The organism is Prevotella lacticifex, assembly GCF_019973375.1.
Taxonomy (GTDB): domain Bacteria; phylum Bacteroidota; class Bacteroidia; order Bacteroidales; family Bacteroidaceae; genus Prevotella; species Prevotella lacticifex.
On record NZ_BPTV01000001.1, the window covers coordinates 405255 to 430864 of the forward strand.

Below are 25610 nucleotides of genomic sequence, written 5' to 3' on the forward strand. Positions count from 1 at the left end.
CGGAAAAGAAGCATCTTTGGGCTGCGTCCCTTGGCGCTTCCCCACTGCGACAAATCGATGAATTCGCGCAAAAGAAGCATCGGTAAGCCACGTATTTTTGGTTTCCCCGACTGCGACAAACCGATGAAATCGCAGAAAATAAGCGTTATTGAACCAATTCAGTTCAGAACATCTCAGTTATGAAGAATAATGAAATGACAAATAACGACCAGCACCACAGCACACCGGCACCTGCTGGGCGCTGTGGCGTTTTCACTGGTACCTTCGATCCGTTCACCGTCGGCCACGACTCGATAGTGCGCCGGGCGCTCCCCCTTTTCGACCGTCTCGTCATCGCCGTAGCCATGAGTAAGCTGAAGAATACGGAGGAAGAGATATCCCAGCGTGTCGATGAAATCGAGAAAATCTACAAGGATGAGCCGCGTGTGGAGGTCATAGCCTACAGCGATCTCACCATCGATATGGCCAAACGCGTCGGTGCCCGGTTCATCGTTCGTGGTGTCCGGTCGGTGAAGGACTATGAGTACGAGCGCGAGCAAGCCGAGTTCAACCGTAAGTTCGGGGGCCTTGAGACCGTCCTTCTCTTTGCCGAGCCGGGTCTGGAGAGTGTCAGCAGCACCCTTGTCCGTGAGCTCCGCTACTTCGGCCGCGACATCGACGAGTTCCTGCCGTAGGCCGCAGGTGGTGCCGCCGGGCCTTACGATAAGTTTATTCTTATTGCTGTTATTTGGGAAAAATCCTTACACGGTTTCAATACATACCGTTTGGGATTGCAAAACGGCCTGTTTTAGCTTGCGAAACGGGCCGTTTTAGAGGCTGAAACGGCCCGTTTTAGAACGCCAAATGGCATGTTTCTGTAAGGTGTTGAATATCAATAGATTATAAGGATGGAAAGAACTGACCGTAATTCTGAATTGTCTTTACAAAAGAGAAGGAGGAAGATGGATTGATTAGCCTGTCAAATGGAGGAGGAAAATTATTCCTATAGCAGCCTATAGGAATTGTAGGGAGCTATAGGAATTGATAGGAGGCTATAGGAATTGATAGGAGGCGCTATAGGAGTTGATAGGGGGCTATATGAATTGATAGGGCCCTATAGAAATCTATAGCGGCTATAGCATCTATAGGAATTGATAGGGAGCCATAGGAAATGATAGGCATCAATAGGAATTTATAGGGCTCTATAGACCTCTATAGCGGCTATAGCATCTATGGAAAATTATGAAGAGCTGCTGCCGCGGGCCGCAGGGCGGGGGAGCAGAGTGCTCCTCAGCCCCATCAGAACGACCTCAGCCAGGCTTTGAAAAGCCAAATAATTATATTTTATTCGGTTTTTCAGCCCAATCGGACGGCCACAAGGGCCGCCCCTGCAAGTGGATTATAAGTTATTCCACGAAATAATAAATATTATTGTAGCTGCTTTATTTCTGTGTTGGCTCAGTTGTTTTGCTAAAACATTCTGGAAATATTTCCTCCGGTTGCGGATAATGGATAGGAATAAAACGCCAATTGAACGGAAGTTCCAGTAAGTCCATCTCTTCGGCATGCTTGTCCATTAGTCCATTCTCCTTGCTGTATTGGTATATATTCTTCATATAATGTATAAGTATGTTCAATGGTGGCCAATGCTTTTGAACCTTGGAATACCATTCGAACAAATCCATGTTACCTTTTGAAGAATTGCATGTCTTGCAGACCATGATTATGTTGTCCATGTCATTGTTGCCCCCTTTATTGCGTGGAAAGACATGATCGATGGTCAACTTGCTTGGCGGCATCTCTTTGCCGCAATACCAGCAGAAGTTGTTTTCCTTAATCTTAGCCACGTTCAGTTGCATTAGGTCATGGATATTCCATCTCCCTTCTTTGTATGCTTTGTACGCCTTGGCTCGTATCATGTAACACTTCTTGTCGTATTTCGGAGTGTTCGAGCCCAATGCATAGCAGAGCATTTGCAGGTTTGCGTAAGCATAATACAGCAATTCGCCGAAGTTGTTGTATTTGGCACGTTTGGTGGAACTTTTCTTATTATCAGTCATTTCCATTTGTTTTTGGCTTTTTTTACCTCATTTTATCCCCATAGCGGCTGTTTCCATTTCGAATGTAAGGTAATTCCTTAATTTAGAAGTTTAGATTTTTTCATCGCGCGCATAAAAGGAAATAGTTTCTCAGCCCCATCAGAACGACCTCAGCCAGGCTTTGAAGTCGAGCATCATCTCGTCGTGATACTTAAACTTGAGGTTGCTGCCCCATCCGTGGCCTCCGCTGGGATAGACATGCAGCGATGCGCGGACGTCGTTGCGGTATAGCTCCATGTAGTAGTTCACACCGTTGGCGGGCGGCACGACGTTGTCGTCGTCGCTGAGAGCGATGAATGCGCGGGGCGTGACGCGGGTGACATGCATGTCGGAGGAGTAGCGCTTCTGGTATTTCTTGCCGTCGTTATCGCCGAGGAAGTTGTGGAAACTGCCCTCGTGGCCGTAGCCTTCCATCATTGTTATGACGGGATAGAAGAGAATCTGGAAGTTCGGTTTGGCATCGCCGGTGCTCTGTGTGGCTATCGTCGATGCGAGGTGGCCTCCCGCCGAGAATCCCATGATACCGACATTGTTGAGGTCGATGTGCCATCCCTTGGCGTTCATCCGCACGAGTTTCATGGCCTGCTCGGCATCGCTGATGGGCACGTCGGGGTTGCCGTGGGGCATACGGTATTTTAGTACGATGGCGGCGATGCCGTTGTTCTGGAAGAACTCGGCCCAGTCGTAGCCCTCCTTCTTTATGGCGAGGTGGTCGTATCCTCCGCCGGGACAGATGACGACGGCGCGGCCAGTGGCCTCACTCTCCTTTGGTAGATAGACACGCACCTTGGCTGTGTCCTTCGGATCACCGTTGTCGTAGGTGGGACGGCCATTATACAGAGTGGCATCGAAAGTCTCCTGGGCGCTTGCTGCAACGGCTGTTGCGAGCATTCCCAGCACAAGAAGTATTTTAAAATGTTTCATAATCGTGTTAATTTCGTCTATAGCATTGCAAAGTTACTAAAAACCCCGTCACGTGTTCTGTGTTTTATAAAAAATTAGTATATTTGCACTCAGAACTAAAGACATTCTATATGTATAAACGATTTTTAATAATTGCCACCGCCCTCTTGGCGGTCTCGGCATCGTCGCAGGCCAAGGTGCGCCTGCCACATCTGTTGTCCGACGGTATGGTTATCCAGCAGAACACCAACGCTAACCTTTGGGGATGGGCCAAGCCAAAGTCGGAAGTCACCGTGTCGGCCAGCTGGACGGCTGAGAAATTCCACGCTACGGCGGGTAAGGACGGTAAATTCATTGTTAAGGTTTCGACTCCGGCAGCCAGTTTCGAGCCCCTGACCATAACCCTCGACGACGGCGACGGTGCCGCGACGATAAGCAATGTCCTCGCCGGCGACGTGTGGATATGTGCCGGACAGAGCAATATGGAGATGCCGGTGAAAGGATTCAACGGCTGTCCGGTGAAGGAATATAATAATGTGGTGGCCGACGCGGCCAACAACCGTGGTCTGCGCTACTGCAAGATTCCGAGTGTGATGAGCATGAAACCCCTCGCCGACGCCAACTGCCAGTGGCGCAATTCCGACATGCGGAATGTCAGCGACGAGTCGGCAACTGGCTACTTCTTCGGCCGGATGCTCTCGCGCAGTCTCAATATCCCTATAGGACTCATCGAGGCAAATAAAGGAGGTACGCGCGTGGAGAGCTGGCTCAACGAGGCCAGTCTGAAGAAATATACCGACGAGAAGCTCGACACGATGTCGATAGTACGCAACAGCCGCTACGACTACGAGCGCACGCTGGTATGGGGCAACGGTACCTTCGCCCCCGTCATCAACAGCACCATCAAGGGCATTATCTTCTATCAGGGCTGCGGCAATGTGGGCTACCACACCACCGACTACGCCTTCCGCCTGTCGAAACTCGTCGAGCAGTGGCGGTCGTCGTTCGGCGATGTGCCGTTCTATTTCGTCCAGATAGCTCCTTTCGACTACGGTCCCGGCATCGAGGCAGCCAAGCTCCGCGAGCAGCAGGCTAAGGCTATGGACCTCATTCCCAACAGCGACATGGTCTGCACCAACGACCTCGTATATCCTTATGAGCGCCATCAGATTCATCCTTGCCAGAAACGGCAGGTCGGTGAGCGCCTCGCCTTCATCGCCCTTAACCACAACTACGGCTTCAGCAACCTCTACTGCGACAGTCCGGAGTTCGACAAGATGGAGATTTCGGGCGACACCTGCTTCATAAAGCTGAAGAAGGACTACGGCGGTCTGTCGCGCTATGACGGCATCGAAGGCTTCGAGGTGGCCGGTGCCGACAAGGTCTTCCATCCTGCTGAGGCCTGCCACTACTGGAAACAGGGCAACGATCCGCACAACGAATGGATTCAGGTCATATCGAAAGATGTGAAGTCGCCGGTAGCCGTGCGCTATTGCTTCAAGAGCTTTCAGCTCGGCAACCTCGGCAATCAGGGCGGTCTGCCACTAATTCCGTTCCGTACAGACACATGGGACAAATGACCTCCCGGCTGTCTTTCTTTAAATTCTGTCCGCATTGTGGCAGTGCCCGCTTCGTCGACAACGACTTCAAGAGCCGGCACTGCCTCGACTGCGGATTTGTGTATTATATCAATCCCAGTGCGGCCACGGCGGCTTTCGTCGTCGACGGTGACGGTCGGATGCTCGTCGTCCGCCGCAAGCTCGACCCGGCAAAGGGCACCCTCGACCTCCCCGGGGGCTTCAGCGATGTCGGTGAGAGCCTTGAGGAGGGCATCGCCCGTGAGGTTATGGAGGAGACCGGCCTTGAGGTCAGCGACCCGCGGTTCCTCTTCAGTCTGCCCAACGACTACCTCTATTCGGGATTCCACGTGCCCACCCTCGATTCGTTCTTCCTCTGCCGCACCCGCAATGCCACCGCAGTGCATGCCGCCGACGATGCCGCCAGTGCTGAGTGGGTCGATATCGGTAGTGTGCGGGCCGAACTTTTTGGTCTCGCGAGTGTCAGGAAGGCCGTGACGGAGTTCCTAAGAAATACCTCCAAATACTTAAAAAAATAAAAAAGTTGTCTATTATAATATGTGTAAGCAAAAGTTTTTCTTACTTTTGCGCCTTTGAGCTTACAGACGTATCGAAAGAGCTCAAGAATGTTGCACTTACCATCAATGATTATGCAAGATAACTTAGTAATAGTAGAGAGCCCCGCGAAGGCTAAGACGATTCAGAAATTTCTTGGCAAAGACTATAAAGTCATGTCCAGTTACGGTCACATCCGCGACCTGAAAAAGAAGGAACTGAGCATAGATACTGACACCCTGGAACCTCATTATGTCATTCCGGAGGAAAAGAAAAAAGTTGTCAGCGAACTGAAGAAGAACGCTAAGGCCGCAAAGAAGGTGTGGCTCGCATCCGATGAGGACCGCGAGGGAGAGGCCATCAGCTGGCACCTCTGCGAGGTTCTCGGTCTCGACGAGGCGAAGACGAGCCGTATCGTCTTCCATGAAATCACAAAACCCGCTATCTTGGCGGCCATAGAGCATCCGCGTCACCTCGACATGAACCTCGTCAACGCCCAGCAGGCCCGCCGCGTTCTCGACCGTCTGGTGGGTTTCCGCCTCTCGCCGGTGCTGTGGAGGAAGGTGAAACCGGCCCTGTCGGCAGGACGCGTGCAGAGTGTCGCCGTCCGCCTTATCGTTGAGAGGGAACGTGACATACAGAAATTCGAGAGTGAGCCGTTCTACCGAGTGAACGCCATCTTCGGCCTTACCAATGCCGACGGCTCGCAGAGTGAGGTGAAAGCCGAGCTCAACCATAGGTTCAAGACCCACGACGAGGCCCTCGCCTTCCTCGACAAGTGCAAGAATGCTGAATTCAGAATTGCCGACATAGCCAAGAAACCGCTCAAGCGGTCGCCGGCACCACCTTTCACCACCTCCACCTTGCAGCAGGAGGCAGCGCGAAAGCTCGGATTCACCGTCAGCCAGACGATGATTGTGGCCCAGCATCTCTATGAGAACGGACACATAACATATATGCGTACCGACAGCGTCAACCTCTCGTCGTTGGCCATTAACACCAGTAAGGAGGAGATTGTCAAGCTCTACGGCGACACTTACAGCTATCCGCGCAACTACGTCACCCACAGTAAGGGAGCCCAGGAGGCCCACGAGGCCATCCGTCCGACGTTCATGAGCAAGCCCACCGTCGACGGTACACCGCAGGAGAAACGCCTCTACGAGCTTATATGGAAGCGCACGGCAGCATCGCAGATGGCCGACGCAAGGATAGAAAAGACATCGGTCAACATCGAGGTAGTGCCCGCTGAAGCCGATGCCGACAAGGCTTTGGCACCAGTAAACGCCAAACAGCACCCGTCGCCGGTGTTCGTCGCCAGCGGTGAGGTGGTCACCTTCGAGGGATTCCTGAAGGTATATAAGGAGTCGTCGGATGATGATGAGCAGTCGGCATCGGCCGACTCAGCGCAGAAACTGCCCGTGATGAAGGTCGGCGACCAGCTCACCCGCCGTGAGATAACGTCGACAGAGCGTTTCTCTATGCCCCCAAGCCGGTACACTGAGGCCAGTCTTGTGCATAAACTTGAGGAACTCGGCATCGGCCGTCCGTCGACTTACGCTCCTACAATATCTACAATCCAGCAACGGCAGTATGTTGAGAAGGGCGACCGGAAGGGTTCCCAGCGCAAGTATACCGTCGATACGCTGAAAGGAAAGATTGTTACGACGAAGGAAAAAACGGAGATGGCCGGTTCAGACCGCGGCAAGCTGATACCTACCGACATCGGTATCGTCGTCAACGACTTCCTCATGGAGAACTTCCCGGAGATCCTCGACTATAACTTCACGGCCAAGGTGGAGAAGGACTTCGATAAGATTGCCGAGGGCGAAGCGAAGTGGAACAAGGAGATGAAGACCTTCTACAAGAGCTTTGAGCCTCAGGTTGAGAAGGTTATGAACGCGCGGTCGGAGCATAAAGCCGGTGAGCGCGAACTCGGTGTCGACCCGAAGTCGGGCAAGCCGGTGTACGTAAAGATTGGCCGTTTCGGTCCTGTGGTGCAGATTGGCGATGCCAACGACAACGACAAACCGCGGTTCTCGCAGCTTCCGGCCAACAAGAGCATGGAGACGATAACCCTCGATGAGGCTCTGGAACTCTTCAAGCTGCCGCGTACCGTGGGCCAGTTTGAGGGCTCCGATGTCACTATCGGCTCCGGACGCTTTGGCCCTTATGTCCTTCACGACAAGAGTTATGTAAGCATTCCGAAGACCATCGACCCCATGGCGATAACCCTCGACGAGGCCGTGGAGCTCATCCAGCAGAAGCGGGAGGCCGAGAAGAAACGTCATCTCAAGGCTTTCGACGAGGATCCGAAGATGGAAGTGATGAACGGCCGCTACGGTCCTTACATCGCCTACGACGGGAAGAACTACCGCCTCAATAAGGCTCAGCGCGAACGTGCGTCCGAACTCACCTACGAGGAGTGTAAGGAGATTGTGGAGAATGCACCGGAACCAAAATCAAGAAGGAAATGACAATACCCAGAATTATCCTATTAGGCTATATGGGTGCCGGCAAGACAACCGTCGGAAAGGCACTGGCAAAGGCGTTGAACCTCCAGTTCTACGACCTCGACTGGTACATTGAGAACCGCATGCACATGACTGTGAAGCAGATCTTCGATGAGCGCGGCGAGGAGGGATTCCGGAAAATAGAGCACAATATGCTCCACGAGGTGGCCGAATTTGAGGATGTCGTCATATCCTGCGGAGGCGGAACACCCTGTTTCTTCGATAATATCGACTATATGAACCAGCAGGGTGAGACCGTCTATCTGAAGGCCACACCCGATGTTCTCTATGGTCATCTGAAGATGGGACGCACCGTCCGCCCCCTTCTGCTCAACAAAACGCCCGACGAGGTGAAGGATTTCGTCAGCCGGCAACTTGCTGAGCGCGAGCCGTTCTACACGAAGGCAAAGCACGTTATCGACGTCAGTCTTATGGATAATTATGAGAAAATTGCAATAACAGTCGACAATGTACGTCGGCTGTTGGATATTTAAATATAGAATGAAGAATTGGACTATAGAAGACTCTGAGGAGTTGTATAATATAAAAGGGTGGGGAACATCCTATTTCGGCATCAATAAGAAAGGCCATGTCTACGTGTCGCCGTGCAAGGACAATACGCAGATAGACCTCTGCGACATCATGGACGAGCTCGCCCTGCGCGATGTCCGTCCGCCAGTGCTGCTGCGTTTCCCCGATATTCTTGACAACCGGATTGAGAAAATAGCCCAGTGCTACGAGAAAGCCCGTGAGGAATACGACTTCAAGGGCAAGACCTACGTTGTCTATCCCATCAAGGTGAACCAGATGCAGCCTGTCGTCAGCGAGGTCATCTCGCACGGCGAGAAGTATAATCTCGGCCTTGAGGCAGGCTCGAAACCTGAGCTCCACGCTGTCCTCGCCGTCCAGAACAAGAGCAACTCGGTCATTATCTGCAACGGATATAAGGACGAGAGCTATATCGAACTGGCTATGCTCGCCCAGAAACTCGGCAAGAAAGTGTTCATCGTTGTCGAGAAACTCAACGAGATAGAGATTATCGCCCGCACAGCCAAGCGCCTCAATGTCACCCCGAATGTGGGCATCCGCATCAAGCTTGCAGCCTCTGGCTCAGGCAAATGGGCCGAGAGCGGCGGCGACGCGTCGAAGTTCGGACTCACGCCATCGGAGCTCCTCAATGCCCTCAATCGCCTCGACGAGGTGGGACTGCACGACAGCTTCCGCCTGATACACTTCCACATAGGCAGTCAGATAACGAAAATACGGCGCATACAGTCGGCTCTGACCGAGGCCGGACAGTACTATGCCAACCTCCGGAAGATGGGATACAATATCGAATTCGTCGATTGCGGAGGCGGACTCGGTGTCGATTATGACGGCACACGGTCGTCGAACAACGAGAGTTCGGTCAACTATTCCATCCAGGAGTACATCAACGACTGCGTATACGCTTTCGCCGACATCGCCAACAAGAATGATATTCCGCACCCGAACATCATCACCGAGAGCGGACGCAGTCTGGCTGCGCATCATTCCGTTCTCGTTCTGAACGTCCTCGGTGCCGCCTCGCTGCCCGAAATGCCGGAGGAGTTTGAGGCTAAGCCCACTGATCATCAGCTCGTTAAGGACCTCTATGAGATTTGGGACAACCTCAATCCTAAGTCGATGCTTGAGGACTGGCACGACGCTGAGCAGATTCGCGAGGACTGTCTCGACATGTTCGCCCACGGAATGGTCGACCTCAAGACGCGTGCCGAGATAGAAGCGATGTACTGGAGCGTCTGCCACGAGATTAATGCTATTGCAAAGACGATGAAGCATGTGCCCGATGAGCTCCGCGGTCTCGATAAACTGTTGGCTGACAAGTACTTCTGCAACTTCTCCATCTTCCAGTCGCTGCCCGACTGCTGGGGTATCGACCAGCTGTTCCCTATCATGCCGATAGAGCGTCTCGACGAGAAGCCCACACGCAACTGCACCATCCAGGACATCACTTGCGACTCCGATGGAAAGATTACGAACTTCACCACCGGCGGATCGCTGTCGAATGTGCTGCCTGTCCATGCCCTGCGCCAGGGCGAGCAGTATCTCCTCGGAGTGTTCCTCGTAGGTGCTTACCAGGAAATTCTCGGCGATATGCACAACCTCTTCGGCGATACGACGGCGGCACATATAAGCGTTAAGGACTGCACCTACCACATAGACCAGATTATCGACGGCGAGACTGTCGACGAAGTGCTCGAATATGTACAGTACAATCCTAAAAAGCTCGTCAGACAGTTGGAGCAGTGGGTCACCAAGAGCGTCCGTCAGGGGAAGATAACCCTCGAGGAAGGCAAGGAATTCCTGTCGAACTACCGTTCCGGACTCTACGGTTACACATATCTCGACGTGTAAGATCTCGGCGGAATTCGACCCCGGTGCCAATCCCAAGAGATAAACATATTACTGAGAATCAGCCACTTGGCCAATTTAAAGCGGTAAAAACGTTTTAGCGTTCGGTGGCTGTGAAATCTTGAGGTTATAAAAAATATAGGTTATGAAGGAAACAATGAGAGACAAAAGAGTGGAAAATTCCGTTGCCGCCCACAGCTCCACGGACTGCAAGGAGCGGCTTGTCGTCGTCAAGGTTGGCGGTGCCATCGTTGAGGATGAGGCCCGTCTGTCGGCCCTTCTCTCCGCCTTCTCGGCCATTGAGGGCCGCAAGGTGCTCGTCCATGGCGGTGGTCGTCGTGCTACAAAGGTGGCAGCAGCCCTCGGAATAGACACCCGCATGGTCGGCGGCCGCCGCGTCACCGATGCTGATATGCTCGAAGTCGTCACGATGGTGTACGGTGGACTCGTCAATAAGAATATTGTTGCCCGTCTGCAGGCCTCCGGCATCGATGCCATCGGCCTCACCGGAGCCGACATGGACGTCATCCGCAGTCACCGCCGCCCGCCAGTCGAGGTCGCTCTGCCAGCCGCCGACGGTAGTCATTCAGAGCCGACGGTTGTCGATTACGGCTTTGTCGGCGATGTCGATAAGGTCAATGCCGATGCCCTCGCGACGCTCCTCGATGCCGGAATAACCCCCGTCTTAGCTCCGCTGACCCATGATGGCCGTGGAAATATCCTCAATACCAACGCCGACACCATTGCCGCGACAGCCGCCAAGGCCCTTGCCGCGCGCTACGACGTTACTCTTATTTATACGTTCGAGAAGGCCGGAGTGCTCCGCGACCCCGACGACGACAGCAGTGTCATCCCCACCATCACCCGTTCTGATTTCCAGCGCTATGTCGCCGACGGCACTATCGCCGGCGGAATGATTCCCAAGGTCGAGAATGCCCTCTCTGCCGTCGACGCGGGAGTGGCCCGCGTCATAATCACCAGGGCTAATGCCATCGACGGCCGGCACGGGACGGTGATAAGCAAGTAACGATAATATTGACTGTAACTGTCTCTACGACAACTATATATACACTATTATACGGGCCGGAACCACGGCTACGGCGATAATTAAACAACGATAATGAAGAATGTCAGTTTCCGCAACGATGTGCTGCCGTTGAAGAATGAGCTCTTCCGGCTGGCCTTGCGCATCACCCTCGACAGGGCTGATGCCGAGGATGTCGTGCAGGAAACGATGATCAAGGTGTGGAGCAAGCGCGACTCGTGGGACGATATCGACAACGTAGAGGCTTTCTCCATGACCATCTGCCGTAACCTTGCCCTCGACCACGCCAAGCGGAGGGAGAACGACAACGAGCGCCTCGACGCCGACAATGTGCGAGAGCCGGTGGCACCGTCGAACCCCTTCGAACAGGCCGTCAACCAAGACCGCGTGCAGATAGTGCGCCGCATCGTCGACAGTCTGCCCGAAAAACAGCGAAGCTGCATCCAGTTGCGCGACTTCGAGGGAAAGCAATATAAGGAGATTGCCAGTATCCTGACTATTACCGAAGAACAGGTGAAAGTCAATATCTTCCGGGCCCGCCAGACCATAAAACAGAAATTTCTTGAGGCCGAGGCCTTCCATGCAAAGCATAGAGAATCTAAATAAATGTTAAAAGCGACGGCTCCTTTGTAACTTTTCATTCTTTCAGTCGTCGAGTATTTAGAACCAAGGAATTAAATATGGATTATAAGTACATAAAACAACTACTGGAGCGCTACTGGCGCTGCGAGACTTCTCTCGAAGAAGAGAAGATTCTCCGCACGTTCTTCTCCCAGAAGGACGTTCCTGCTGAGTTGCTCCCGTACAAGCCTCTGTTCGAGTATGAGCAGGAAGAAACGACGGCTGACGTATTGGGAGATGACTTTGACCAGATGATTCTTGCTAAGGTTGAGGAAGAAAAGCCCGTCAAGGCTCGCGTCATCACGATGCACCAGCGCCTCATGCCGCTCTTTAAGGCTGCGGCTGTCGTGGCAATCCTCCTTACGTTAGGCAACGCCGTCCAGAGCTCTTTCGACGCTCAGAAGACGCCGACCGAGAGTGTTGCCAACGTCCAGAAACCGAAAGACGGACCTTCGGTAGCGAAGATCGACTCGATGACCAACTCCGATTCGGCCATAATATCGAAGTCAACGCCCGTCACAGCGGTCAAGTAAGTAAGACAATTTCTATGCTTTCTCTATAAAATCATGTTTAGTAAAACAATGAAACTGTGAAGTTTCAAATTCTCTCAAATTTTTCATAACATACTAACGTAGAAGAGACCGGTGTCCTTGAGGATGCCGGTCTTTTAATTTTTAGGCCTTTCTGATAGAACGCCATTGGCCGCGGCGGCATCCTGTTTCTTCTTCTCAGTACCACCCTCCGGTTCCCGTTCCCGTCCCGAAATAACCGTGTGGTATTCCGTCGGCATCTGCAACGCGACGGTGGTCAGCACCTTTTATTATTCCGAAAAATCATTACACCAAAACCGTATGGGCCATTTGGCGTTGCGAAACAGCCCGTTTTAGGATGCGAAACGGGCCGTTTCAGGCTGCAAAACGGGCCGTTTCGCAACGCCAAATGGACTGTATTGGAAACGCATTGATAGTCAGTGGATTACAAAGACGGTAAAAAGTGTGGGGTGGTGTGAATTTATTTTACAAACAATAAGAGCGTTTTCGAGCATTCTTCTGTCCTCCGTATCATCTGTCGCCGGTCAGTATTGCTGCCAGACGGGGCAGGTAGCGGTCGAGGATGTAGTATAGGAACACCCCCGTGACAGCCATCGACAGCGGCGACAAGATATATACTCCCAAGGCTGCGAGATCGTTGGTGATGGGTATGCGCCCGCTCTTGATGACATAGACGTATGCTCCCGAGAGCAGGGTGTGGTAGGCGAAGACGAAGAATGTCGACCTCTCGAGGAGTGAATTCATTGGCAGGCGTCCACTCGTGGCGTACTTGCCCAGCCAGCTGAAAGCTAAGAAGATGATGATAAGATAGCCCGTAAGGATGTACTGATAGTAGAAGGCTACGCACACCGACATGAGGAATGCGGCATCCATGCGGCGGAACACGCGGCAGATGTCGATGCCGTTGATGGAGAAATAAGCCCCTATGGCGAAGAAAACTGCCGGCGTGGCGAAGTCCTGCGGCCACCATCCGCAGCGGTCCATGCAGTAGAACAGCGGGAGCAGCAGACACGTCTGGACGTAGATGTGGAGCTTGGAGTAGTATTTTACGGCCAGATAGATGATTGGTGACAACAGTGCCAGGACCATGAGGTCGCGGACAAACCACAGCGGAAGGTCTATCGGTGCGTGCAGAGCGCTGCTGTGGTCGATGAGCGAGATGTCGAAGAAGCAGTAGAGGATGTCGGCAATGCCCATGTCGCTGACGGGCTTGTCGATGCCCGGAGTGTGGCCCGTGAGCCGCTCCGCGACAAGGAGGAGGACGATGTACAGGGCGTTCCACACCACGTAGGGCAACAGCAGTGTGCGGCAGCGGCTCCGCAACTTCCGGCGGTAGATGTCGGTCGAGAATGTGCCCTCATGGAAAAAGAGCATTCCGCTGATGAAGAAGAATGTCCAGAGAGCCACTGGCGCTATGGTGCCTGAGACGTACTGCGATACCGCCGTGGCCACCGTCTGCTGCGCGAATGCTCCGCTCACCGTACTGAAGTTGCTGTGTATGAAGAGGATGAGGACGATGAGCGGGAAGCGCAGAAACGAGATGACGCGCCCCGCGACGGTGTTGCGGCCGTTGTTGAGGTATATAATCATGGGCTATTTGTCGGCGGCCTGTCGGTATTTCTTTCCGAAGTCGACGCTGACGTAGTTGTAGATGTCGCGGCAGCAGTCGGCCGAGAAGTCGAGGGCGCAGCCTATGATGCTGTCCCATAGCTCCGGTGCCAGTCCCTGCTGGAGCTGCTCGCGCGTCACCCCGTTGTGTATCAGTCCGTAGATGAATCCCGCGTTGAAGTTGTCGCCGGCTCCTACGGTCGATACGGTGTCCTCCTTTGGCACGTCGTAGCACTTGGCAAAGTTGGCAGTACCGCGCACCTCCACGGGCTCGGAGCCGTGGGTGTAGATGAAGTTGCGGCAGTAGAACGATATCTCGGCGTCGTAAACCTTGTCGGCGTTGTCCTTCTTGTAGAGCGTGAGGAAGTCCTCGTAGCTGCCACGCACTATGTCGGCGTAGTCGAGATTCTCTATGAGGTTCGGCGTAATCTTCATAATCTCGTTCTTGTGAGCCGGACGGAAGTTAACGTCGTAGTAGAGAATGGCACCGTGAGTCTTCGCATAGTCGAGGAAAGCCGCCACCTGCGGCCGGATGACGGGGTTGAGGGCATAGAACGAGCCGAAGAGGACGATGTCGCCGGGAGTGATGTCGGGATAGGCAAACTCCAACTGGTCGTGGGGGTGGTCCTTGTAGAACACGTAGTCGGCGTCGTTGTTTTCGTCGAGAAACGCCAGTGAAATTGGTGATTTCGAGTCGCTGAAGACGCTCACGTGGCTTGCGTCGGTGCCGTTGTCCTTCAGGAAGTTGATAATCTTTTCGCCCACACGGTCGTTGCCGGCCTCCGAGATGAATGTCGTCTCCACACCGGCGCGGGCCAGGGAGATGATGGCGTTGAACGTTGAACCGCCGGGCATGGCGCTCACCGGCTGTCCTTTCTTGAAGATGATGTCGAGAACTGTCTCGCCAATTCCTATTACTTTATGCATGGGATAGTCTTGATTTTTTTTGATGATGCAAAAATAAACGATTCCTAATAAACGAAGGGCTCTTTCATTTAAGCCGACATAGAAGACAATATGTCACAATGTAATCCGTTTAAATGAATGTGACGATAGGCACAAACGCCCGAAGGCGGTTTCTCAACCGCCAGGCTCTTAATACCTTTTGTCATATATTTTTATTTTTGAAGAGGGGGTTTATGGTATTTGTGCGATTAGTGCACTTTGTGCCCCCTCTTCTTTTTACACTGCAAAGATACAAAATAATTAGCTAATAACCAAACAATTACGCACTTTTATCATCTCGGATGCAACTTTTTCTTCCCTATAAGGGATTAAGAGTTTGGCGGTTGAAAAACCGCATTTGCTGAGCCGAGATTTGTTAAATTTTATCCACTCAGTACCAGATTATCGTAGGATGAACAAAGGCAACTGTAAACACAAGTTGTCCGACATGCTTCTGCTGGTTATTTTGGCCAGGGCATGCGGCTGCGAGACTCGCAAGGACATTGTGGCCTTTGGAACGATCCATTTGAGCTACTTGCAAGACCACCTCGGCATTCTTGCTAAGGGATGTCCGTCCGAGCCCACACTTTGCAGGATGGAAGGTGGAATCGACGACATTACTTTGGCCTCTTTGGTTTCGACATTATCACGAAAATACGTGTCGGAGCATGATGGAGCAAACAGACGGCACATTGCAATTGACGGCAAGTTCATGCTGGGTACGAAAATTGGCGACGGACGTTCTCCTGATGTTGTGACCGCTTTCAGCGTAACCGATCGGTTGCCGCTTGACACTGAAATGTGTGAGGTGAAAAGCAATGAGATAAAGGCAACGCCAAAAATCATTGAGCGGGCTGACTACATGAATGGATGTGTTATAACTGCGGATGCCATGTCGTGCCAAAGTTCTATCATCAAAGGCATCGTCGGGAAGGGAGCTGACTATCTTATTGCGCTGAAAGCCAACCAGAAAGCAGCAAGATGGTCGGTAGAGGACACAGTGCCTACGCTGCGTCCTAACGACGAATGGAAGTCGGAGTGGGAACTTGCCCACGGAAGGCTGTACCAACGCCGCTGCCGTGTGTATTCAGACATATCAGGCATCAAGGCACTTGAAAAATTCCTCAATGTCAAGGCTGTGGTTACAATAGACACACATACGATTGAAAAGAATAGCGGAACGGAACAAAACCAGACGAGGTACTATATAACCAGTTTGGAAGAAGGGGCACAGACGTTAGACCGAATCAGTCGCATGCATTGGGGAATCGAGAACAATCTGCATTGGACGCTGGATGCAAGAATGAGCCAGGACAGCACAAAGAGAAAAGAAACAAAGTCTGCCAGAAACTTGGACTCGATCCAGAAACTTGTTTATATCATCTACACCATAGCCTCAAAAAAACACCTGCCAGAGGCAATCAGAAAGAGAAAAGAACTCTTGAAAGTCAAGTTCTCAGCCATTGCATCTTACGCCAAGAACAGCTTGGCCTATGCTATTTCTCTTCTTAGTCTGTAGATGTCGTTAATTTTGAGGGATATATAATAACTCCTAAGCTACATCCGGCTTGGGTAGGGGATACTTTACCTATTGGCTATCAGACCTTTATCGTAAATAGAATTTATGCGGAGAAACGAGAGCTGAGCAATAATCATGCCATGTCAGTCAAAATTTAAATGAAAGAACCGTATAATAAACGACAAAATAAAATAGGTTCTTTTTCATTGTTTTCCAAAAAAGCCGTAATTTTGTACCTTTAACCATGTACAATACTGCAACACTTCCAAACGGCCTGCGTGTCATTCACCTGCCGTCATCATCACCAGTGGTCTACTGCGGCTATGAGATAGCGGCAGGGTCGGCCTGTGAGGACAGTGCCCACGAGGGACTGGCCCATTTCTGCGAGCACATGACCTTCAAGGGTACGCGCCGCCGGACGTCGATTGACGTCATCGACGCCCTCGAGAGCGTCGGCGGAGATCTCAATGCCTACACTACGAAAACCGACACGGTGTACTATGCCGCAATCCTCAAGGACAGTCTGCCGCAGGCTGTCGACGTGCTCACCGACATCGTATTCCACAGCACCTATCCCCAGAAGGAGATAGCAAAGGAGGTGGAGGTCATCTGCGACGAGATAGAATCGTACAACGACTCGCCGGCGGAGCTCGTCTACGATGAGTTCGACAATCTCGTCTTCAAGGGTACACCCCTCGGCCACAATATCCTCGGCACGGCACCACGAGTGAGAACCTACACCACTGCCGATGCCGCCGCGTTCACCGAACGGCTGTACCGTCCGGCCAACAGCATCTTCTTCGCCTACGGCAGTGTCGACTTCGACGGTCTGTGCCGGATGCTCGCAGCGATGGACTTTGGTCCGGCTGTCAGCCCTGTGGACGGTTCCGCCAGCGGAGAGGCCCCGGCAGAGGCTCCGTCGCCATACATCGGACAGATGGTGCGCATAGTGAAGAACACCCATCAGGCCCATGTCATGCTCGGATGCCGCGCCTATGGTGTCGACGACGAGCGCCGCATGCCCCTCTATCTGCTCAACAATATCATCGGCGGACCGGGAATGAACGCGCGGCTGAACCTCAGTCTGCGGGAACGCCACGGCCTGGTGTACACCGTGGAGAGTACGATGGTGAGCTACGCCACTACCGGCACGTGGTCGGTCTACTTCGGTTGCGACCCTCATGATGTCGACGAATGTCTGAAACTCGTCAGGGATGAGCTCGACCATGCCGCCCAGCACACGATGACCGACGGGGAACTCGCCGCCGCCAAACGCCAGATAAAGGGGCAGATAGGCATTGCCTGCGACAACAGGGAGAATTTTGCCCTCGACTTCGGAAAGGCGTTCCTGCACTACGGATGGGAGAAGGACGTCGACAAACTCTACGAGAAGATTGACGCCATCACGGCCCCTCAGCTGCGCGACGTGGCCTGCGACATTTTCGACAGCAGCCGTCTCACGACGCTCATCTTTGAATGAAAATAGGGTGACGCGGCGGAAAATGCGGCGTTTTCTTGTCGTTGTCCACTTTTCTTGCTACTTTTGCATATTTATAAGCAATTGCGCCTCGCTGAAAAAACAAACTTACATACATAACGAACTACAATGAAGAAAACTAAGCTATCACTGCTCTTGGCTTGCGGCATGGCCCTCACGGCAACGGGAACCATGGCGCAGGGACCTCACAGCACGTCACTGAAACAAATGGAAAAGCTCGACCGGGGACTCGTGGTCATACCCAACGGTACCTTGGGACGGGGAAACTTCATAAGCTGGCGCATGCTCGGCACCGACGATAAGAACGTCGGGTTCGAGCTGTACCGCAACGGCAGTCTCATTGCCGGAGGCACAAGCGGCAATCCACTCGACGGCGGCACATGCTACGTCGACACTACGGGAACGGCCAACGACTCCTACTCGCTGAAGGCCTACGCCACCGATATGTCGGGAACGACGGTCGTAGGTACTGCCGAGGACGTGAGACCATGGTCGGGGTACTACAAGAAGCTGCAGCTGCAGGCCCCCGACCCGACTGTCAACAACAACGACACACTGTACTATCCCAACGACTGCTCAGTGGGAGATGTCGATGGCGACGGACAGTATGAGATAATAGTGAAATGGGACCCGCAGGGAAAGGGACCGTCGAAGGACAACTCGCAGAAGGGAAAGACGTGCAACGTCGTCCTCGACTGCTATAAGCTCGACGGCACAAGGCTGTGGAGCATCAATCTCGGACCGAACATCAGGGCCGGAGCTCACTACACCCAGTTCCTCGTCTACGACTTCGATGGCGACGGCAAGGCGGAGGTGATGTGCAAGACAGCACCCGGCTCGAAGGACGGACAGGGAAAATATGTCACCCTCGCGGCCGACGATGATGCTATAAAGAACGCCGACAACGCAAAGTCGTACCGCAACAGCAACGGCTATGTCAACGATGGACCGGAATATCTCACGGTGTTCAACGGTGCCACGGGAGCCGCTGTCAACACGGTTTTCTACAATCCTAATCGCGCCGGAGGATTGGGTGGTGCGCCGAGTCATCCCTCAAAGTCGTTCTGGGGCGACAACTACGGCGGACGCGCCGACCGCTATCTCGCTACGGTGGCCTATCTCGCGGGAAAGGATGAGAACCCCTCAGCGGTGTTCGTAAGGGGCTATTACACACGCAGTTACTTCTGGGCTGTCGATTTTGACGGGTCGAAGTTGAAGACACGGTGGCTGCATGCGTCGACCGATAAGAACACGGTGACGGTGACTGACGCCGATGGTCATACTACCACAACGAAGCACTCTCAGAGTACAAGCGGCAAGGGCAGTGCCACGGCTTTCGGCAACGGCAACCACAATCTGTCGTGTGCCGATGTCGACGGCGACGGCAAGGACGAGATAATAATGGGTTCGTGTGCCATCGACGATAATGGTTCGCTCCTCTATGCCACCGGAATGGGCCACGGCGATGCCATCCATCTCGGCGACCTTAATCCCGACCGTCCCGGACTGGAGGTCTTTGAGGTTCACGAGGAGAAGAATATGCCCTACGGATGGGATGTCCACGACGCTGCCACTGGAGAGATTCTCTTCAGTGCTGCCGGCTCAAGCGATAACGGACGCGGTATGGCCGCCGACGTGATGGCGTCGGACCGCGGCTATGAATTCTGGTCGTCGAACGACAGAAGTCTGCGCAGTGCCGCCACCGGTGAGGTCGTGAGCACGAAGAGTCTGTCGCAGTGCTTCCGCCTGTATTGGAATGGTGACCTGCAGGATGAGCTCTTCGACGGAAAGTACAGTACCTCGACGGGAAAGTGCTCGCCACAGGTCGTGAGTCTCAACAGCAACGGAACGCAGACCGTAACGGAGAAGATAAATGGTTATTACTTCACTGACCATCAGCATCTTGGCACTCCGCAGACGTGCAATACAACGAAGGCGACACCGTGTCTCATTGCCGATCTCTTCGGCGACTGGCGCGAGGAAATCGTGATGTGGGACTGGAGCGACAAGACATCGCTCGACATCTATTCGACGACGATACCTACCGACTATAGGATTCCGACGCTCATGCACGACCATACCTACCGCATGGGAGTGGCCTGGCAGCAGACAGCGTACAACCAGCCGGCGCATCTCGGATATTATCTGCCCGACTATGCCGCTGAGTTCACCCCGGCAGGAATATCGGCGGTGACCACCGAAAACGGCACTGAGACCGACGGCAATGCTTACAACGTAGCCGGACAGCGCGTAGGAAAGGCCTTCAAGGGTCTCGTTATCGTCGGTGGCAAGAAGGTGATTAGAAGATAAGAACACTATATATAATATGTATTGAACAGTACTCTCCCCGTGGCGGTGCGATGGCGGCAGCGAAATGCCGTTGTCAGCGCCACGCAGCAGGATGGGCACGGAAAAGAACAGAACAATGGTACTCAACTATATTTGGATAGCATTCTTCGTCGTTGGCTTCGCCTTCGGCATCGTGGGACTGTGCACCGGCGACACTACTCTCTTTCAGAAGATGGTCGATGCAACCTTCGACTCGTCGAAAACGGCCTTCGAGACATCCCTCGGACTGACGGGGGTGCTGGCTCTCTGGCTCGGAATAATGAAGATTGGCGAGAGAGCCGGGGCCGTGAACGTGCTGGCGAGGATGCTGAGTCCGGTATTCACGAAGCTCTTTCCGGATATCCCTAAGAACCATCCCGTCATGGGAAGTATATTCATGAACATCGCCTCGAATATGCTCGGACTCGACAATGCGGCCACGCCGACGGGTCTGAAGGCTATGGCGCAGATGCAGGAACTGAACAAGAAGAAGGATACGGCGACAAATCCGATGATTATGTTCCTTGTGCTCAACACCAGCGGACTGACCATCATACCGACGACAATCCTCGCTTTTCGTGCCTCTTACGGTGCCGCTCAGCCTACCGATGTGTTCATCCCCATACTCCTTGCCACTACTGTGGCGACGCTGGCCGGAATAATCATCACTGCGGCATGGCAGCGGATAAACATCTTCCAGCCCGTGCTCATTGCCACATTGCTCGGACTCTGCGCCTTCGTAGGGCTCGTAATATGGGGCTTTGGACGTATGGACAAGAATACGATGGCTACCGTAACGTCGGTGGCATCGAACCTTATACTGCTGTCGGTGATAGTGACGTTCATCCTCGCGGGATTCTTCAAGAAAATCAATGTCTACGACGCTTTCATCGAAGGAGCCAAGGAGGGATTCACCACCGCCGTGAGAATAATCCCCTATCTCGTGGCTATCCTCGTGGCTGTGGGCGTGTTCCGTGCCTCAGGAGCCATGGACATGCTTATCAACGGCATTAAGTGGTGCGTGCAGCAGTGTGGTCTCAACACCGACTTCGTGGGTGCCCTGCCGACAGCTTTCATGAAACCGCTGTCGGGAAGCGGAGCGCGCGGACTCATGCTCGAGGCCATGAAGAATTATGGTCCCGACTCGTTCGTAGGACGGCTGAGCTGCGTTTTCCAGGGCTCAACCGACACAACGTTCTATGTCTTAGCCGTTTACTTCGGCTCGGTGAGCATAAAGTACACACGGCATGCAGTGGCCTGCGGGCTCCTCGCCGACCTCGCGGGAGTCATTGCGGCTATCGTCGTGGCTTACGTCTTCTTCGGGTAGACGGCCACTGCGGGCGATTGGGCCTTGCACCTCATTCGGATAAATTGGCGATACGCTATATTCGACTCTCAGAACCGCTTAGAATAGACGGCTGAGACAGACAAAAAGAGATAAAGAAACAATATAAAATAAACGTTCAATACATTAAAAAAGAAACATCGGCCGACCGCGTGAGAATGACGGCGACAAAGGAATGACTTCGGAGTGCGCCCCGTCTTTCCATCTCCCGGCTACGATGTCGAAATGCTTATGGCAAATTTAAAATCACTGGCTAAGGACACTGTAATATATGGACTGAGCTCTATCATGGCACGGTTCATAAACTATCTCCTTGTGCCAATCCAGACAGCGAAGTTCAATGCTGCCGGAGGACAATACGGAATCATCACGAACGTCTATGCCTATGTGGCGCTCCTGATAATAATCCTTACCTATGGAATGGAGACAACGTTCTTCCGTTTCATGAGCAGGGAGGGTGAGGACCCTAAGAAAATATACTCCACGACACTGCGTACTGTCGCTACGACGTCGCTGACGTTTGCTCTGTTGGTAATAATATTCAACAAACAGATTGCCGGACTCCTCGGCTACAGCGACCATCCCGAGTATATTCTCGTCATGTATGTCACCGTAGCCATCGACGCTTTTGCCGCTATCCCCTTCGCTTATCTGCGTTATGCTCACCGCCCTATAAAGTTTGCGCTGTTGAAGATAATGAATATTGTGTTCAACATTAGTCTTAATGTGCTCTATCTCATTGTCTTCCCGCACTTTAAGATAAATCCTTTCGGCATATACGATGCCAACTTCACGCTCGATGTGGTGTGGGTGTTCTACATCAATATGTTCTGTTCGGTGGCCACACTGCTGTTGCTCTGGAAGGAGCTCCGCGGCTTCCGGTTCCCCTTCGATATGGCTGCCTGCAAGCGGATGCTGTCGTATACGTGGCCGCTGCTTATCATGGGACTGGCCGGACAGCTCAATCAGTGTGCCTCACAGATAATATTCCCCTTCGTCTACGACGGCACTCCCGCTGAGGCCCGCATGCAACTTGGCATCTACGGAGCCTGCATCAAGATAGCCATGATTATGGTTATGATCACCCAGGCCTTCCGCTATGCCTACGAGCCCTTTGTCTTCGGTAAGTCGAAAGATAAGGACAATAAGGACACTTACGCCAAGGCAATGAAGTATTACGTGGTGTTCACTCTCCTTGCCTTCCTCTGTGTGATGGGCTATATGGACGTGCTGAAATTCATTGTCGGCCGCAGTTACTGGGAGGGACTGGAGATAGTGCCGATAGTAATGGCTGCCGAGATAATGTTCGGCATATTCTTCAACCTCAGTTTCTGGTACAAACTGACCGACAGGACCATCTGGGGAGCCTACTTCTCCGGTATCGGTGCCGTTGTCCTTATACTCATTGACATCATCTTCATCCCTAAGTTCAGCTATTGGGCCTGTGCCTGGGCAGGATTCATCTCCTATGCCGTGAGCATGGTGCTCAGCTGGTTCTTCGGACAGAAATATTACCCTATCAACTATCCTATCAAGGAGATAACGTTCTATGTCGTGGTGTCGCTGATCATCTTCGGAGCCATCTCGGCCTCCAACGCCTACCTCCCGATATGGGGAGCCTTAGCTGTCAACACGCTGATGGTGGTGGCTTTTGCCGCTTTAATCGTCAAACGTGACATGCCACAGCTGCTGAAAAGGAGAAAATAAAGGTTCAAGTCCATCAGCCACGGCTGCTGAAAAGGAGAAAATAAAGGTCCGAGTCCTTCAGCGCTAACTGCTGAAAAGGAGAAGAAAATGGCCTGCGGCTACCTGCCGTGGTTGCTCCTTCAGATGATGAAAAGGCCACTGCAGCATAGCCGGAAAGCCGAAATGATGGTTCTGACCGCTTCTGCCGATTGAGCCAAAGATACCGTTCGGCGGAGAAAGGCGATAAAGATTATGGAATTAAAGAATATAAATAACAACAATAGTTTGCTCTTTTAAAACAACACAAGTATTATGATTACATTGCGAAAACAATTTAGTAAAAAGGCCGGAGCGCTGGCAGGTTTGCTGTTGTTAGCAACTTCGGCCCTCGCCGACGAGGGAATGTGGACGCTCTACAACCTTCCCCAGGCCGTCTACGACAAGATGCAGGAGGAGGGATTCACCCTTCCTTACGCCGATATCTATTCGAGCGATAATGCCATCAAGAATAATGTTGTCAACTTCTCGGGCTATTGCACGGGAGTGGTGGTATCGCCCGACGGGCTCGTCTTCACCAATCACCACTGCGGTTTCTCTGCCATAAACAGCCATTCCACCGTCGAACACGACTACATGCTCAACGGATTCTACGCCAAGACGTATGCCGATGAGCTGCCAAACGATAATATGTTCGTCAGTTTCATGCGCGACCAGCGCGACATTACTTCAAAGATTCTGCCGCTGATAGCCGGAAAAAGCATTTTTCAGAAGGCCGCTGTCATCGACTCTGTGGCCAATGCGCTGACCGATTCCGTAAAGGCTGTCGACAGCACACTGCACGTTGACGTCGATCCTTTCTTCGAGGGTAACCGCTATTATGCCACTACCTATCAGGACTTTACCGACCTTCGCCTCGTCTTTACCGTCCCGAAGTCGATGGGAAAGTTCGGTGGCGAGACCGACAACTGGATGTGGCCGCGTCAGACTTGCGACTTTTCGGTGTTCCGTATCTATGCCGACAAGAACAACCGTCCGGCCCCTTACAGCAAGGACAACGTACCCTATCACCCCAAGAGCTGGGCACCGGTGTCGCTCGAGGGCTACCGCGAGGGTTCCTTCTCCATGACCGTCGGCTATCCGGGGTCGACCGAACGCTACCTCTCGTCCTACGGCATTGAGGACATGAAGACCACCGAGAACGACACCCGCATCCGCGTCCGTGCCGTCAAACTCGCCATCCTGAAGAAATATATGGACAGAAACGAGAAGGACCGCATAAACTACGAGAATGCCTTTGCCAACTCGGCCAACTACTATAAGAACTCCATCGGCATGAACCGTTGTATCGATTCCATCGGCATCTACCACCAGAAGCAGGCCTTCGAGAAGCGTATCCGCGAATGGCAGGATACTGCCGACTATAAGGAAAAGGTCGACTTCGGTCTGCTTAAGAAGCTCTACGCCAAGCGCCGTCCCATGAAGAGTGCTATGTTCTACTTCAACGAGTGCTTCCGCCGCAGCTCCGAGTTCCTCCGCCGGGCTATGCTGTTAGCCGGTGGAACGATGAAACCGGTCAATCCCACTTCCCCGCTGAAGAAACAATATGTTCAGTTTGAGGACAACAGCGACAAGTGGAACATCGAACTCGATAAGGAACTGACGGCAGCAATGCTTGAAACCTTCGCCCGCAATGTGCCGAAACAGTATCTCCCCGTGTTCTACACGGAGATAAGAAAGAAGTATCTTAACAACTACAAAGCATACGTCGAAGATCTCTACAGCAAGAGTAAGCTCCTCCGCCCGGGAGCAAAATTCCATATCGTCAGATGCCCCGAAAAGCTTGATCCGGGCGCAGAATTAGGTGCCGACCTTCAGAGTGCGATGACCGTTCTGCAGATGGTGAATCTCAACCAGTCGAAGAAGATCGACGAAGAGGAGCGAAAGCTCTGTGCCGCCAAGATGCGTATGGAGCAGGATCTGCCCCACTATAGCGACGCAAACTTCACGATGCGCTTGTCGTACGGACAGGTGAAGGGCTACCGCATCGGCAACCGCGTAACCAACTACTATACTGATGCAAAGAGCATCGTCGACAAGATGGACCGCGCTACGGACGTTCCCGACTATAAGGCTGAGGCAGAAATGCGCAACCTTCTGTCGCAGAGTGACTTCGGTCGTTATCAGGACAAGACTACAGGCAAGATGCAACTGTGCTTCCTAACTACCAACGACATTACCGGCGGCAACTCCGGCAGCCCGATGTTCGATGGAAAAGGACGCCTCATTGGTCTCGCCTTCGATGGCAACTGGGACAGTTTGGCTTCCGACATCAACTTCGACAGCGTCCTGTCGCGGTGCATAGGTGTCGACATCCGCTACGTCCTCTATATGATGGACAAATGGGGCCATGCCGACCGACTGCTCAAGGAGATTAATCCGCAGTAGGG

General features: G+C 52.8%; 19 protein-coding genes. 15 read left to right on the top strand and 4 right to left on the bottom strand.

The features are described 5' to 3' along the window. Positions 1 to 179: 179 nt before the first annotated feature. On the top strand, positions 180 to 674 hold the full coding sequence (coaD, locus tag LDN30_RS01535) for a pantetheine-phosphate adenylyltransferase (RefSeq protein ID WP_373316478.1): 495 nt from the start codon (positions 180 to 182) through the stop codon (positions 672 to 674). Positions 675 to 1421: 747 nt separating this feature from the next. On the opposite strand, the gene LDN30_RS01540 is transcribed toward coaD, so the two are convergent. Together LDN30_RS01540 and LDN30_RS01545 are read right to left on the bottom strand one after the other, a co-directional pair. Next, on the bottom strand, positions 1422 to 2039 hold the full coding sequence (locus LDN30_RS01540; RefSeq protein WP_223926829.1) for an HNH endonuclease: 618 nt from the start codon (positions 2037 to 2039) through the stop codon (positions 1422 to 1424). Positions 2040 to 2177: 138 nt separating this feature from the next. After that, positions 2178 to 3002 carry an alpha/beta hydrolase gene (locus LDN30_RS01545; protein ID WP_223928529.1) on the bottom strand — a complete coding sequence of 275 codons (825 nt, stop codon included), beginning with the start codon at positions 3000 to 3002 and terminating at the stop codon, positions 2178 to 2180. A 110-nt stretch (positions 3003 to 3112) separates the two neighbouring features. Here LDN30_RS01545 and LDN30_RS01550 point away from each other — a divergent pair, with 110 nt between their 5' ends. The 8 genes from LDN30_RS01550 to LDN30_RS01585 all read left to right on the top strand — a co-directional run bounded on the left by LDN30_RS01550 (position 3113) and on the right by LDN30_RS01585 (position 12216). Then, positions 3113 to 4561 carry a sialate O-acetylesterase gene (locus tag LDN30_RS01550; RefSeq protein WP_223928530.1) on the top strand — a complete coding sequence of 483 codons (1449 nt, stop codon included), beginning with the start codon at positions 3113 to 3115 and terminating at the stop codon, positions 4559 to 4561. Next, on the top strand, positions 4549 to 5097 hold the full coding sequence (locus LDN30_RS01555; RefSeq protein WP_223928531.1) for an NUDIX hydrolase: 549 nt from the start codon (positions 4549 to 4551) through the stop codon (positions 5095 to 5097). The genes LDN30_RS01550 and LDN30_RS01555 overlap by 13 nt, the downstream gene beginning before the upstream one ends. 111 nt (positions 5098 to 5208) lie before the next feature. After that, positions 5209 to 7587 (top strand): type I DNA topoisomerase, encoded by a 2379-nt coding sequence (gene topA, locus LDN30_RS01560; protein ID WP_223928532.1) that lies wholly within the window; start codon positions 5209 to 5211, stop codon positions 7585 to 7587. A 2-nt stretch (positions 7588 to 7589) separates the two neighbouring features. After that, on the top strand, positions 7590 to 8117 hold the full coding sequence (locus LDN30_RS01565) for a shikimate kinase (protein ID WP_223926979.1): 528 nt from the start codon (positions 7590 to 7592) through the stop codon (positions 8115 to 8117). A 7-nt stretch (positions 8118 to 8124) separates the two neighbouring features. Beyond that, the gene (gene speA, locus LDN30_RS01570) at positions 8125 to 10020 is read left to right on the top strand and encodes a biosynthetic arginine decarboxylase (protein ID WP_223928533.1); all 1896 of its coding nucleotides are present in this window, start codon (positions 8125 to 8127) and stop codon (positions 10018 to 10020) included. A 154-nt stretch (positions 10021 to 10174) separates the two neighbouring features. Beyond that, entirely contained in the window at positions 10175 to 11044 is an 870-nt protein-coding gene (gene argB, locus LDN30_RS01575; RefSeq protein ID WP_223928534.1) for an acetylglutamate kinase, read from the top strand. 93 nt (positions 11045 to 11137) lie between these two features. Beyond that, positions 11138 to 11668: a GFO_1088 family ECF-type sigma factor gene (locus tag LDN30_RS01580; RefSeq protein ID WP_223926836.1), complete on the top strand. Its 531-nt coding sequence runs from the start codon at positions 11138 to 11140 to the stop codon at positions 11666 to 11668. Positions 11669 to 11742: 74 nt separating this feature from the next. Beyond that, positions 11743 to 12216 (top strand): PG0215 family putative anti-sigma factor, encoded by a 474-nt coding sequence (locus LDN30_RS01585; protein WP_223928535.1) that lies wholly within the window; start codon positions 11743 to 11745, stop codon positions 12214 to 12216. Positions 12217 to 12744: 528 nt separating this feature from the next. Here the strand turns inward: LDN30_RS01585 and LDN30_RS01590 are convergent. Further along, entirely contained in the window at positions 12745 to 13824 is a 1080-nt protein-coding gene (locus tag LDN30_RS01590; protein WP_223928536.1) for an acyltransferase family protein, read from the bottom strand. A 3-nt stretch (positions 13825 to 13827) separates the two neighbouring features. Then, positions 13828 to 14769 (bottom strand): PfkB family carbohydrate kinase, encoded by a 942-nt coding sequence (locus LDN30_RS01595; protein WP_223926839.1) that lies wholly within the window; start codon positions 14767 to 14769, stop codon positions 13828 to 13830. Between the two features lie 391 nt (positions 14770 to 15160). Between LDN30_RS01595 and LDN30_RS01600 the strand changes: the two genes are divergently transcribed. The 6 genes from LDN30_RS01600 to LDN30_RS01625 all read left to right on the top strand — a co-directional run bounded on the left by LDN30_RS01600 (position 15161) and on the right by LDN30_RS01625 (position 25608). After that, positions 15161 to 16306, top strand: a complete 1146-nt coding sequence (locus LDN30_RS01600) for an ISAs1 family transposase (RefSeq protein WP_223925132.1) — start codon at positions 15161 to 15163, stop codon at positions 16304 to 16306. 244 nt (positions 16307 to 16550) lie between these two features. Further along, positions 16551 to 17786 carry a M16 family metallopeptidase gene (locus LDN30_RS01605; protein WP_223928537.1) on the top strand — a complete coding sequence of 412 codons (1236 nt, stop codon included), beginning with the start codon at positions 16551 to 16553 and terminating at the stop codon, positions 17784 to 17786. Between the two features lie 126 nt (positions 17787 to 17912). Further along, entirely contained in the window at positions 17913 to 20114 is a 2202-nt protein-coding gene (locus LDN30_RS01610; RefSeq protein WP_223928538.1) for a rhamnogalacturonan lyase, read from the top strand. 115 nt (positions 20115 to 20229) lie between these two features. Further along, the gene (locus tag LDN30_RS01615) at positions 20230 to 21459 is read left to right on the top strand and encodes a spore maturation protein (protein WP_223926980.1); all 1230 of its coding nucleotides are present in this window, start codon (positions 20230 to 20232) and stop codon (positions 21457 to 21459) included. 249 nt (positions 21460 to 21708) lie between these two features. Then, positions 21709 to 23184, top strand: a complete 1476-nt coding sequence (locus tag LDN30_RS01620) for an oligosaccharide flippase family protein (protein ID WP_223928539.1) — start codon at positions 21709 to 21711, stop codon at positions 23182 to 23184. A 291-nt stretch (positions 23185 to 23475) separates the two neighbouring features. Further along, complete coding sequence (locus tag LDN30_RS01625; RefSeq protein ID WP_223928540.1) at positions 23476 to 25608, top strand: S46 family peptidase; 2133 nt, start codon at positions 23476 to 23478, stop codon at positions 25606 to 25608. Positions 25609 to 25610: the final 2 nt, after the last annotated feature.